Raw genomic sequence first — 12,640 nt, forward strand, 5'->3', positions numbered from 1 at the left:
TACGCGGACGCGTGCCACGGGCGGGGCGGTCTTACGCGGAGAGGGGTTCGGCCAAGTCGTCGGATGCCGAACCGACGTCCCCGTACACCTCGAAGAGGCGGCGCACGCCGAGCGCCGCGAGGACCTTGTTCACATGGCTGCCGTCCAGGGCCCCGCGCGCCGGCAGGATCAGGCGCAGCCGGCCCTGGCAGGACCGCATCAGCCGGCGGGCCGCGATGAGCACGCCCACACCGCTCGAATCGCAGAACCGCACGCCGGACAGGTCCAGGACCAGATCGCGCCGGCCCTCGGCGACCGCTTCGTGCACCTGCCTGCGCAGCCGCGGCGAGGTCACCAGATCGAGCTCGCCGCTGACCCGCAGCACCGTCCACGTGCCCTGCTCGGACTCGTCCACTCTCAGCGTCACGCCACTGGTCCCTCTCTGTGCTGCCGTGCCCCCTCAGGCGCGGCTGCCCATGCCCACCCACGCGAAACACCGCCATTACCACCGGTCGGCGTCGCGGGGGCGTACTTGGCGCAAACCTCCGCGCATTGTCAGCCCGTCGCATTACATTCGTAGATACGCAGGGACCGGCGCACAGGGGCACAGGGGCAGGCACAGCAGGCCCAGCAGGCCCCCAGCAGGCGACGACAGGGGCGGGGAGCGGGAGCCTATGCCGAAGGACGCACCACCGCGGTGGGACCGCCGGATGCAGCAGCGGCTCGCGCGCGGCGAGGCGGCCGCCCTCGGCGAGCTCTACGACCGGTTCGCCTCGCTGGTGCACAGCCTCGCCCACCGGGTGCTCAGCGACGACGACGCGGCCAACCAGATCACCCGCGAGGTCTTCGGGTACGTCTGGGAGAACCCGGACGCCTACGACCCCAAGCAGGGCTCGCTGCGGGCCTGGGTCGCCAAGCTCACCCAGCGCGAGGCCGTGCGGCGGCTGCGCCAGTCCGAGGTGTCCGCCCGCGGCGAGAACGGCGGGTGTTCGACCGAGGAGCTGGAGCTCACGGTGCGGCGCGCGTCGGCGGCGGCCCGCGCCGACTACATCGTGACGTCGATGCCCGCGCCCCTGCGGGCCGCCCTGGAGCTCGCCTACTTCCAGCGCCGTGACTACCGGCAGGCGGCCGCCGACCTCAGCATCACCGAGGACGAGGCGCGCCGCCGCCTGCGGCTCGGCCTTCAACTGCTCTCCTCGGCCAATGTGCGGCCGCCGAAGGGAGCCGCACCGCCCGGATACGGACGGGCGCTGTGACCGGGCCCATGGAGCAGGGCGAGCCCGTGCCCGACGACGAGAACACCCCGCGCATACCGGCGCCGCGGGCCGCGGGCGACGACCTCACGGCCGGCGGCCGCGACGGCGGCACGTTCGTGCCCGGACCCCGCGAGAGCGGCCACCCCGGCCCGCCGGGCCCCGGGGCCGGGCGGGAGCCGGAGCCGGGGCCGGTCGACGGACGGGGCCGGGAGGCCGCGGCGCCCGACCCGCGGTCCGCCGCCCGGGACGCCGCGCCGGGCGCCGCACGGCACGTCGCACGGCACGTCACGCCGGACGCCGCGTCCGCGCCGGCCCCCTCCGCGGAGCCGCCCTCGCACACCGTCCTGAAGTCGTTGCTCGGGGCCTGGGCGCTGGCCGCCTGCTCCACCGAGGAGACCGACGCCGTCGAGGCACACCTCACCGAGTGCGCGCCCTGCGCCGACGAGGCGCTGCGGCTGCGCGACGCGGTGGGGCTGCTGCACGCCGAGCGCAGCCTCGACCTGGATCCGATGCTGCGCGCCCGGGTCCTTGAGAACTGCCTGGGCCGGCGCCCCGCCCGCATCCCGGTGCCCCTCTGGGCGGCTCCGTACGACGCCGAGGCGGCCCGGCTCGACGCGCTGCTCAACGACTTCGGGGACGCCGAATGGCACGCACCGGTGCGTCTGAAATGGTTCGACGGACAGCGCCCGGCCGCCCGCCGTACGACGGTCGCCGGAGTCATCGGGCACCTGATGACCGTGGACGCGATGGTGGCGACCGCGCTCGGTCTCGACGAGCCGGTGCCGCTCGACCCCGAGGCCGCGGCGGCCGGGCCCACCGCGCGCACCGAGGCGATGTGGCGTGCCGCGCGGGATCCGCTGACCCGTACGGTCCGCGAGCCCTGGCGCGAGCAGTCCCACACCCTGATCCGCACGGTGTCGTTCGCGGGCGGCGGCGCGGCCGAACTGGACGTCTCCTACGGGGAGTTCGCGCTGCCGCTCCAGGACGCGATGCTCGACCGGGCCTTCGAGTGCTGGATCCACGCGGGGGACATCGCGGACGCCGTGGACTATCCGTACGACCCGCCGTCCGGCGCCCATCTGCACGGCATGATCGACCTGGCGGCCCGCATCCTGCCCGCCACGCTGGCGGACCGGCGCCGGGCGGGGCTCGCCTCTCCGGCGCGCGGCCTGGTGACGGCGGGCTCGCCCGGCCGTTCGCTGCGCCTGGAGATCGAAGGCGTGGGCGGCGGCGAGTGGTACATCGCGCTCGACTCGCCGGCCGCCGTGGCCTCACCCGCACACGCGGTGGCCCATGTGGCCCTGGACGGCGTGGAGTTCTGCAAGCTCGCCGCCGGTCACGTGTCACCGCAGGAGGCGGCCGCCGGCCAGCTCGGCGACCGCGAGGCCATCAGCGACGTCCTGTTCGCCGCGGCCTCGCTGAGCCGGCTCTGAGCTCCCGCGGGGCTACGCGAAGATGACCGTGCGGCGCCCGTTGAGCAGGATGCGGTGCTCGGCGTGCCACTTGACGGCGCGCGCGAGCGCCTGGCACTCGACGTCCCGGCCGATCGCGACGAGCTGGGCCGGAGTGACGTCGTGCCCGACGCGCTCCACCTCCTGCTCGATGATCGGGCCCTCGTCGAGGTCGGCCGTCACGTAGTGCGCGGTCGCGCCGATCAGCTTCACCCCGCGCGCGTGCGCCTGGTGGTAGGGCTTGGCGCCCTTGAAGCTCGGCAGGAACGAGTGGTGGATGTTGATGATCCGCCCGCTCAGCTGCTTGCACAGGTCGTCCGAGAGCACCTGCATGTACCGGGCGAGCACCACCAGCTCCACCCGCTCCTCGCGCACCAGCTCCACCAGGCGCGCCTCGGCGGCGGCCTTGGTGTCCTTGGTGACCGGGATGTGGTGGAAGGGCACGCCGTAGGAGGCGACGAGCTCGGCGAAGTCGGTGTGGTTGGAGACGACCGCCGCGATCTCGACGGGCAGCGCGCCCGACTGCGAGCGGAACAGCAGGTCGTTCAGGCAGTGCCCGAACTTCGACACCATGAGGACGATCCGCATCCGCTCCTCGGGGCGATGGATCTGCCAGTCCATCTGGAAGGAGTCGCCGACGGCCGCGAAGCTGGCGCGCAGCTTGTCGACGGTCACCGGGGACTCGGCGGAGAAGTGGACCCGCATGAAGAAGAGACCGGTGTCACGGTCCCCGAACTGCTGACTGTCCTCGATGTTGCAGCCCGTGATGAACAGATAGCTCGACACGGCATGCACGATGCCCTGTTTGTCCGGACAGGAGAGCGTGAGGACGTACTGGTCAGTCATCCAGGCAGGATGCCACAGACCGGCACCCCGGCAGCCGGGCGCCCATGATCCGGACCCCGGGCGTCCACGTACGGGCGGTCACGTACGGGCGGTCACGTACGGGCGGTCACGTACGGGCGGTCACGTACGGGCGGCCACCTACGGGCGGGGCGGTCAGGCTGAGCGGGTCAGGCCGAGCGGGTCAGGATCCTCAGTACGTCGAGCGAGCGCGGCGGCGCGTCGGGGTCCTCGCCGTCGCTCTGCGCGAGCCGCACATGCGCCTCGCGCGCCGCCTCGACGGCCTCGGACCACGCCTCATGGGCGAGGTAGGCGGAGACCGGTGCGTCCGCGCCGACCTGGTGCATGATCCGCAGCACCCGCAGCACCGCGGCGTCCACGAGGGCCGCCTCACCGGAGTCGCGGAAGATCGTGCCGACGTACTTCTCGGCGGACCAGTTGTCCAGCCAGGTGTCCTCGACGAGCCGGTACACGGCGTCCGTGACGTCCCCGAACCCCTCGCGCCCGGCCAGCCAGGTCTCCTCGTGGAAGACGGGGTCGGAGAGCATGTGCAGCGCGGACCGTACGTTCGTACGCCAGCGCCACCACGGCATGTCATTCAACGGCATGCCGCCCATGGTGGAGGAGCGACGGCCGCGACGGGAAGAGCCTGCTGAACCTTGCTGCACGTTTTCGATCGTACGTTCCCCACCGGGGCCGCCCGACCGACCCCCGCAATTCACCCGCATCTCACCCTGCGTTGAGGTGTGCTCGCTCTTCCGTTACCCCCGGCGCGGCAGTGTGCGGCCCCATGACCGGTTACGGATGGCGGCGCCCCGGGCGCTCTCGGCGCCCGATCGGCACGACGGTCGTCGTGTTCGCCGCGTGTTCGGCACTCGCCGCCGCCCTGCTCGCCGGCTGCGGTGTGCTCCCTGGGGTCTCGGGGGGTTCCAGGGAGCCCATCACCGTCATGACCTGGGCACCCGAAGACACCTCCGCCACCAACGCCCCCGGCATGCCGGCCATGGCCAAGGCCTTCGCGCGCTGGGTGAACGCGGGCGGCGGCATCGACGGTCACGAGCTGAACGTCCTCACCTGCAACGAGCACAACACCGCGACCGGCGCGTCGGACTGCGCGCGGCGCGCGGTCAAGGAGGGGGCGATCGCCGTCGTCGGCTCGTACAGCCAGCAGGACAATGCCTTCATCCCGCCCCTCGAAGTGGCCGGCATCCCCTACCTCGGCGGATACGGCATCTCCGACCGGGAGTTCACCAGCGCCCTGTCCTATCCCGTCAACGGCGGCCAGGCCGCGCTCATCGCGGGCAGCGGGCAGCAGCTCGCCGCGGAGTGCGACCAGGTCTCCCTGGTGCGCCCCGACACCCTCGCGGGCGACACCCTGCCGACCCTGCTCGACGCCGGGCTGCTCGCCGCCGGGCACGGCCGGGCCGTCGACATCCGTACGACCGAGGACGCCGGCGACTACACCGCCGAAGCCCGGCGCGCGCTCACCCAGGCCGGCGCCGACCCCGCCGAGGGGAGCGGGCCCGGCAGGAGGAGCGCCGGGCAGAAGGCCCGGCAGGGCTGTGTGACGGCCGTGCTCGGCGACCGCACGGAGACGTTCTTCGACTCCTTCCGGCGCGTGGCGGGCGACGCGCCCAAGGTGCGGGTGGCGTCCGTCATCGGCTCGATCGGGCAGCCCCTGCTCGACCGCACCGGCGGCAAGGACGGTCCCTTCGAGGGCGCGTACGTCACCGGCTGGTACCCGGAGTCCGACGATCCGCGCTGGGAGCCGATGAAGAAGGTCATCCGCGCACACGCCTTCGGGGACGACGCGCTCGACGCCGCCGACGCCGGGGTGCAGACCACCTGGATCGCGTACACGGCCCTGAAGAAGGTCGTCGAATCCCTCGCCCGCGACTCGGTCCGCGCCGTCGACCTGGTGCGCGCCCTCAACAAGGGCGTCACCGTCGACACCGGCGGTCTCACGCCCGTCCTGCGCTGGCGCTTCGAGGACATGCTCGCCGCGGCGGACTTCCCTCGCATCGTCAACCGCCAGGTCACCTTCCAGGCGGTCCGCGAGGGGAGGCTCGTCTCGCTGAAGAAGGGCTTCACCGACGTGAGTTCGACCATGGAGGCGTCCGCCGCCAACGGCTGATCCCCCCGCACCGCCGGAGCACGCGTGCTCGACCGTGGCCGCCCCGCGGGACGGCGCGGCGCTCCGGAGCCGCGTGGCCGTGCGGCCCGTCGGGACGGGCCGGCGCTCAGGAGCTGCGTGGCCGTGCGGCCCGTCGGGACGGGCCGGCGCTCTAGAGCTGCGTGGCGGCGCGCTTGGTGAGGGCGTACTTCGTGGCGATCGCGTTCCAGAGCCCCGAAGCCTCCTGCTTCGCCTTCGTCGCCTCGCCGCTCGCCTTGTCGCCCTCGCCCGCGTCCTTGGTGCGCTTGGCGTGGCCGTCCTTGCAGTTCTTGCCCTTGTCGCCGCCGACGGCGTCCGACCACGCCGCGTAGTGGTTGTCGGCGGCCGCCGAGGACTGCCAGGCCTTGGTGAGCGCGGCGGCGAGCTTGTCGTGGTCCGGCAGCTTGTCGAGGGAGAGCGCCCCGAGCCGGGTCACCAGGTCGCCGCGCTGCTTGGCGGCGCCGCGCAGCGCAAGGGACGCCTCGTCGAGCTTGTCGCAGCGGCGTATCTCGGCGACCGCGCCGATCACCGCGTCACGGCTGTTGCCGCTGTCGGCGAGCACTTTGTCGAGCGCTTCGGCCTGCGCCTTGGCGGGGTCGGACGCCGCCTTGCCGTCACCACTTGCTCCGGTGACGGGCGAGCTGAGGCCCGCGGGCTGCTTGTCGTCCTTGGCGTCGTCGCCGCCGCCGCTCAACAGCGCGCCCGCGCCGAGCCCGATGACCGCGCAGCCGACCACGACGGCCGCGATGAGCCCGACCGGCGCCCTGCGCTTGCGGGGCTCGGGCTCGTAGTCGGACTGCTGCCCCAAGGGGCCCTGGTACGGGGGCTGCGCCGCGAACTGCGGCTGCTGCGGCGCGGCCTGCGGGGGCTGGTAGGGCGTCTGCGGCTGCCTGTTGAGCGGTACGGACGGCTGGAAGCGGGGCAACTGGGCGCTCTCCGCGCCCTGTTGGGGCGAGCCGTCGGCCCGGAAGAGACTGTCGAACTCGGCGGGGGGCTGCCGGTCGCCCGGCGCGCCCGGCCGTATCCCGTACGGGGCGTCCTGCGGGGCCGGCGGCACCGGGGGCAGGAACTGGGTGGGGTCGGCGTCGGGGCCCGGGGCCCGCTCGCCGGGGAAGCCGCCGCGCCCGTCGGTGTGCTCGGGCGGCAGCGCGCCGGGCTCGCCCGGGACGGGGGCGAGGTACTGCGTCGCCTCGCTGCCCGAGGTCCCGGGGCCGCCCTGGACCGGCGCGAGGTACTGCGTGGCCTCACCGCCGAAGTGTCCTGCGGCGCCGGGCAGCGGCGCGATGTACTGGGTGGCCTCGCTGCCCGAGCCGTCGGGGCCGCCGTGGCCGCCCGGCATCGACGCGATGTACTGGGTCGCCTCGGAGTCCCCGTTCCCGGCCGGGAACGGGGCGATGTACTGCGTGGCCTCGCTGCCCGGGCCGCCGGGCACGGGCGCGATGTACTGGGTCGCCTCCGCGTCACGGGCGCCGTTCTCGGGCGGCAGAGGCCGGCCGAACGTCGCCGGTCCCTGCGGGGGCCCGGCGGGCGGCGGCTGCGAGGTCCGGCCCTGCGGGCCCCAGGGCTGACCCCAGGGCTGCGCTCCGGGAGGCGCGGGCAGCGGCTCACCCGCGCGCGGGCCGCCCTGGTCGGCGGGCAGCACGACGCCCTCGTGCGCGGGCCGCACAGCCGGAAGCTGCGGCTCGTCACCCTGTCGGCTCTGCTGCGTCACCGGAACTCCTGTACGTGGACCTACGGAATCGTCGGTTCACGCTACCGGGTCCCCCCACGCCCTTGCCAAGCCCTCCCTCAACCCGCCCCGCTCAGGCGGCCTGGACCTCCATGCGCTCCCCGAACTCCCGCACCGCGGGCTCGTCCCGGTAGGGCTCAAGACGCTGGTGCAGGTCGTCCAGGTAGTCGGCGCCCCGGTGGGAGCGCAGTGTGGACAGCAGCTCCACCGCCCGGGTGCCCGTCGCGCAGGCCTGCTCGACCTCGCGCTGCTGCACCTGTGCGGTGGCGAGCAGGACGAGACCGATGGCCCGGCGCCGCGCGCGGCTCTCGGGATGCCCGGCAAGCGACTCCTCCGCACACCGGGCCGCGGCCTGCGACTGCCCCAAGTCCCGGTGGCAGTGCGCGAGTTCGTCCGCCAGATAGGCGTGGTCGAAGTGGGCGATCCACGGCGGGTCGTCCCCCGAATCGGGATCCACGGCCTCCAGCGCCGTGAGCGCGCGGCCCGACACGATCTGGCAGGTGCGCGCGTCGCCGAGCAGCGCGTGCCCGCGCGCCTCGGCGGCGTAGAACATGGCCTCGGCGCGGGGGGTGACCCGGCCGCGGGCGCCTTCCTGTGCGGCACGGGCCAGTTGGGCGATCTCGCGCGGGTTGCCGAGCTGGGCCGCGAGGTGGCTCATGGACGCGGCCAGGACGTATCCGCCGTAGCCCCGGTCGTCGGCGGCCTGGGCCAGGCGCAGTGCCTGGATGTAGTAGCGCTGGGCGAGGCCGGGCTGGCCGGTGTCGACGGCCATGTACCCGGCGAGTTCGGTGAGCCGGGCCACCGCCGCGAACAACTGCCGCCCCACGGACTCCCGGTAGGAGCCGGCGAGCAGCCCCGACACGACACTGTTGAGGTAATGGACGACGACCGCCCGCACATGACCTGCCCCGAACTGGTGGTCCAGCTTGATCAGCGCTCCCGTCATGGCCTTGACGGCCTCGACGTCGGCGGCGCCGACCCGCTGCCCCGCACTGCGCGCGACCTGGCTGTCGGCGCCGGTGATCAGCCAGTCCCTGCTCGGCTCGACGAGCGCCGACGCCGCCACGGTCGAGCCGGACAGGAAGTCGCGGCGCCCCACGTCGCTGCGCCACAACTCGCAGACCTGCTCGATCGCGCCGAGCACGGTGGGCGAGAACTGGAGCCCCACGCCCGACGCGAGGTTCTTGCCGTTGGCCATGCCGATCTCGTCGATCGTGACCGTACGGCCCAGTTTTCGGCCAAGGGCCTCCGCGATGATGCCGGGCGCCCTTCCCCTCGGCTGCTGTCCGCGCAGCCATCGCGCCACGGAGGTCTTGTCGTAGCGGAGATCGAGGCCCCGCTCCGCTCCGACCATGTTGACCCGGCGGGCGAGACCGGCGTTGGAACATCCGGCTTCCTGAATGAGCGCCTGCAGTCGTTCGTTGGGCTGGCGGGCGACGAGAGGCCTGGCTGCCATGAGAACCCCCTGGAGCGGCAGTGATCAGCACCCTGATCAATGCCCTGCGAATATGCAGAGAAACGAGGGGAATCGGAAATATGGCGTCATTGCCATAATTCCCGGTTGCTTCCCCCGCATATGGCTACCCTGCCGCCGAGGCACAGCCGCACGCGCGCCCCCGCCCATGCACCCATGCGCCCCATATGCAGGACCGATACCGCCGATCCCACGGTCGCCGAGCCCGTAACCGTCGGTGGTGGGCCCCGTTGAGTCCGTCGTGGAAGAAACCATCACAGGCACGGGCACGGATACGGAATCCGCACAGATCCCCAAGCAGCGCGGCGAACAGCTCCTGGACAGCGCCGTGCGGTATGCGGAGGAGCGGCACTGGGACGTCTTCCCCGGCACCTCCCTCGAGGCCGACGAGGGGGTCGAGCGCTGCTCGTGCGGTGACACGGCGTGTCCGAAACCGGGCGCGCACCCGGCCCGGCCGGACTGGGCGACCCAGGCCACCGGCAGCGCTGCCGCCGCCCGCCGCATGTGGTCCAAGCACCCCCGGTCCTCGATCCTGCTTCCCACCGGGCGCACCTTCGACGCCATCGACGTAGCGGAGTCGGCCGGGTTCCTCGCGCTGGCCCGCATGGAGCGGATGAAGCTCACGCTCGGGCCGGTCACCTGCACCCCGGACCGCCGGATGCTGTTCTTCGTACTGCCGGGCGCGGGTGCCAAAGTCCCGGACCTGGTACGGAAGCTGGGGTGGTCGCCCGCATCGGTCGACCTGGTCACCCGGGGCGAGGGCGACTACGTGGCGGCGCCGCCGACCCGGATCGGCGGGTCGGGCGCGGTGCAGTGGGCCCGCCGCCCCACCCCCGCCAACCGCTGGCTGCCGGACGCGGAGGAACTGATCAGTCCGCTCGCCTACGCCTGTGGCCGCGAGGCCGCCGCGGCGAGGGCCCGCCGCCCCTGACACAGCCGGCCGCGGCCGGCCTCAGTCGATGGCACAACCGATGGCACAGCCGATGGGCCGCGTCCCGGACCCCCGGGCTGGTGCGAACGCCACCCCCCGCTCCTATGGTGTGCAAGTAGGCACCAATACGGGGATGAAAGGCATCGGCATGCCGGACCAGGCATTCGAGGGACCGACGGCGGACACGACGCATACGACGGATGCGGCGGACACGACGGACGCAGCGACGACGGCGCCGCCCGCCGTCCGCGTCCAGGGGTTGTGGAAGCGTTTCGGGGAGCAGATCGCGGTCGCGGGGATCGATCTGGAGCTGCCCGCAGGCAAGTTCATCGGGCTCGTCGGCCCGAACGGGGCGGGCAAGACCACCACGTTGTCCATGGTGACCGGGCTGCTGAGGCCCGACCAGGGCAAGGTCGAGGTCGCCGGGCACGACGTGTGGCGCGATCCGGTCGCCGTGAAGTCCCGCATCGGCGTACTGCCCGAGGGACTGCGTCTGTTCGAGCGGCTGTCCGGCCGCGAACTCCTCGGCTACTGCGGCCGGTTGCGCGGGCTGCCCGGCGCCGAGGTCGACAAGCGGGCCGCCCAGCTCCTTCAGGTACTGGACCTCGCGGGCTCCCAGCACAAACTGGTCGTCGACTACTCGACGGGCATGCGCAAGAAGATCGGGCTCGCCGCGGCGCTGCTGCACAACCCCGAAGTCCTCTTCCTGGACGAGCCGTTCGAGGGGGTCGACCCGGTGTCCGCGCAGACCATCCGGGGCGTGCTTGAGCGCTACACCGCCTCCGGCGCCACCGTCGTCTTCTCCAGCCACGTCATGGAGCTCGTCGAGTCGCTGTGCGACTGGGTCGCCGTGCTGGCCGCCGGCCGCATCCGCGCGCAGGGCACCCTGGCCGAGGTGCGCGGCGACGCGACCTCGCTGCAGAACGCCTTCCTCGAACTCGTCGGCGCCCACGGGCGCGACGCCGGGGACTCCCTCGACTGGCTCGGCGGCGGCGCGCGATGACCGTGTCCTCTCACCCCACCACCGCCCTGACGCCCGTCTTCGTACGCCTCAAGCTGTCGCTGCTCAAGAACGGGCTGCGCCAGTCCGGTGGGCGCAAGGCCGCCTACATCACCTCCGCCGTGCTTGCTCTGCTCTTCGCGGCGCTCCAGCTGTTGGGCCTGATCATGTTGCGTGGCCACGCACACGCGGACGCCCTCGTCGTGCTCCTGGTGGTCCTGATGGCGGTCGGCTGGGCCGTCATGCCGTTGTTCTTCCCGAGCGGCGACGAGACCCTGGACCCGACCCGGCTCGTCATGCTGCCGCTGCGGCCGCGCCCGCTGGTCGGCGCGCTGCTCGCGGCCTCCCTCGTGGGCATCGGCCCGCTGTTCACGCTCTGTCTGATCCTCGGCTCGGCGATCGCGGTGGCCCACGGGGCGGGCGCGGTCGTGGTCGCCGTCCTCGCCGTGCCGCTCGCGCTGCTCGTGTGCGTGGCGCTCGCCCGGGCCGTCGCCGCCGCCAACACCCGCCTGCTCACCAGCCGCAAGGGCCGTGACCTGGCGGTGCTGAGCGGTCTTGTCGTCGCGGTCGGGTTCCAGTTCGTGAACTTCGGCATGCAGCGGCTCGGTGACTCCGGCGGCCTGTCCGCGCTCGAACCGGTCGCGGACGTGGTGCGCTGGCTGCCGCCGGCCTCGGCGCTCGGCGCGGTCGCCTCGGCGTCCGACGGCGCGTACGTCCGCGCCGCCGCCCAACTCCTGGTGTCCCTGGCCGCGTTGGGGCTGCTGCTGTACGCATGGCAGCGCTCGCTCGTGAAACTGATGACCACGCCGGACGGATCGACGCTCGCCGCGTCCGACGCCTCCCGCAAGCAGTCCTCGGGACGGGGGCTCACCTCGCTGCTCCCCGAGGGCCGTACCGGCACCGTCATGCTGCGTACGCTGCGCTACGCCTGGCGGGATCCCAAGACGAAGGCGGCGTGGATCACCTCGCTCGCGATCGGCCTGATCGTGCCGGTCTTCAACGCGCTCCAGGGCAACGGCACGGTGTACTTCGCGTGCTTCGCGACGGGCATGCTCGGCATGCAGATGTACAACCAGTTCGGCCAGGACACCTCGGCGTTCTGGATGGTGTTGCTCACCATCTCCTCGACCCGGGAGGCCTATCTGGAGCTGCGGGCGCGGGCGTTGGCGCTGCTGGTCGTGACGCTTCCGTACACGGTCCTCGTGGCGGCTGTGACCGCCGGGATGCTCGGCGACTGGGCGAGGCTGCCCGAGGTCGTGGGCCTCGCGCTTGCCCTGCTCGGCGCGATGCTGGCGACGGGGTCGGTGGCGTCGGCGACGCTGGCGTACTCGATCCCGCAGGACAGCCGCAAGAACGTGGCGCCGGGGCAGGGGGGCATCGCCTTCCTGTCGATCATGGGCGGGATGGTCGTGAGCGCCGTGCTGTGCGCGCCGATGATCGGCCTCGCGATCTGGCTGCATGTGTCCGGCAACCATGGCGGGCTTTGGCTGCTGTTGCCGCTGGGCGCGGTGTACGGGGGGCTGGTCGCCTGGACGGGGCTGAAGGTGGCGGCCCCGCGGGCGGCGGACCGCCTACCGGAAATCCTCTCGGCCGTCAGCACGGGCTGACCGCACCTGCCTCCCGTGCGGCGGGGTGAACAGACCCAACCCCCTGGGGCTCCGCCCCCGACCCCGCCGGGCGTTCTCCCACCCACCACCCGCGCGGCAGGATGAACAGGCCCGGCCCCCGGGGCTCCGCCCCGGACCCCGCCCGCGCATTCTCCCACCCACCACCCGTGCGGCAGGATGGAGAGGCCCCGCCCCCGGGGCTCCGCCCCCGACCCCGT

Annotated in this window: 11 protein-coding genes; 6 read left to right on the plus strand and 5 right to left on the minus strand. The window is 73.1% G+C overall.

Annotated features, from left to right (window positions below; genetic code table 11):
• Nucleotides 1–31: 31 nt before the first annotated feature.
• On the minus strand, nt 32–406 hold the full coding sequence (locus ACGFW5_RS22895) for an STAS domain-containing protein (RefSeq protein ID WP_393836131.1): 375 nt from the start codon (nt 404–406) through the stop codon (nt 32–34).
• 247 nt (nt 407–653) lie between these two features.
• On the opposite strand from ACGFW5_RS22895, the gene ACGFW5_RS22900 reads away from it, so the two are divergent.
• A complete protein-coding gene (locus tag ACGFW5_RS22900) occupies nt 654–1,235 on the plus strand; it encodes a sigma-70 family RNA polymerase sigma factor (protein WP_393836132.1) in 582 nt (193 codons plus the stop codon).
• Nucleotides 1,236–1,243: 8 nt separating this feature from the next.
• Nucleotides 1,244–2,668, plus strand: coding sequence for a zf-HC2 domain-containing protein (locus ACGFW5_RS22905; RefSeq protein WP_393836200.1), 1,425 nt, complete (start codon nt 1,244–1,246; stop codon nt 2,666–2,668).
• 12 nt (nt 2,669–2,680) lie between these two features.
• On the opposite strand, the gene purU is transcribed toward ACGFW5_RS22905, so the two are convergent.
• A complete protein-coding gene (gene purU / locus ACGFW5_RS22910) occupies nt 2,681–3,532 on the minus strand; it encodes a formyltetrahydrofolate deformylase (RefSeq protein WP_393836133.1) in 852 nt (283 codons plus the stop codon).
• Nucleotides 3,533–3,699: 167 nt separating this feature from the next.
• Nucleotides 3,700–4,137 (minus strand): hypothetical protein, encoded by a 438-nt coding sequence (locus ACGFW5_RS22915; RefSeq protein ID WP_393836134.1) that lies wholly within the window; start codon nt 4,135–4,137, stop codon nt 3,700–3,702.
• Between the two features lie 182 nt (nt 4,138–4,319).
• Here ACGFW5_RS22915 and ACGFW5_RS22920 point away from each other — a divergent pair, with 182 nt between their 5' ends.
• Nucleotides 4,320–5,663 (plus strand): ABC transporter substrate-binding protein, encoded by a 1,344-nt coding sequence (locus ACGFW5_RS22920; protein ID WP_393836135.1) that lies wholly within the window; start codon nt 4,320–4,322, stop codon nt 5,661–5,663.
• A 151-nt stretch (nt 5,664–5,814) separates the two neighbouring features.
• Here ACGFW5_RS22920 and ACGFW5_RS22925 read toward each other — a convergent pair whose 3' ends face one another.
• Both ACGFW5_RS22925 and ACGFW5_RS22930 read right to left on the minus strand, forming a co-directional pair.
• Complete coding sequence (locus ACGFW5_RS22925; RefSeq protein ID WP_393836136.1) at nt 5,815–7,392, minus strand: hypothetical protein; 1,578 nt, start codon at nt 7,390–7,392, stop codon at nt 5,815–5,817.
• Between the two features lie 91 nt (nt 7,393–7,483).
• A complete protein-coding gene (locus ACGFW5_RS22930; RefSeq protein WP_393836137.1) occupies nt 7,484–8,866 on the minus strand; it encodes a transcriptional regulator in 1,383 nt (460 codons plus the stop codon).
• A 259-nt stretch (nt 8,867–9,125) separates the two neighbouring features.
• Between ACGFW5_RS22930 and ACGFW5_RS22935 the strand changes: the two genes are divergently transcribed.
• The 3 genes from ACGFW5_RS22935 (at nt 9,126) to ACGFW5_RS22945 (ending at nt 12,422) form a co-directional block, all read left to right on the plus strand.
• On the plus strand, nt 9,126–9,815 hold the full coding sequence (locus ACGFW5_RS22935) for a bifunctional DNA primase/polymerase (RefSeq protein WP_393836138.1): 690 nt from the start codon (nt 9,126–9,128) through the stop codon (nt 9,813–9,815).
• A gap of 148 nt (nt 9,816–9,963) precedes the next feature.
• Nucleotides 9,964–10,818: an ABC transporter ATP-binding protein gene (locus ACGFW5_RS22940; RefSeq protein WP_393836139.1), complete on the plus strand. Its 855-nt coding sequence runs from the start codon at nt 9,964–9,966 to the stop codon at nt 10,816–10,818.
• Nucleotides 10,815–12,422, plus strand: a complete 1,608-nt coding sequence (locus tag ACGFW5_RS22945) for a transporter (protein ID WP_393836140.1) — start codon at nt 10,815–10,817, stop codon at nt 12,420–12,422. The genes ACGFW5_RS22940 and ACGFW5_RS22945 overlap by 4 nt, the downstream gene beginning before the upstream one ends.
• Nucleotides 12,423–12,640 lie beyond the last annotated feature (218 nt).

It is taken from the genome of Streptomyces sp. NPDC048416, from assembly GCF_043200435.1.
GTDB lineage: Bacteria > Actinomycetota > Actinomycetes > Streptomycetales > Streptomycetaceae > Streptomyces.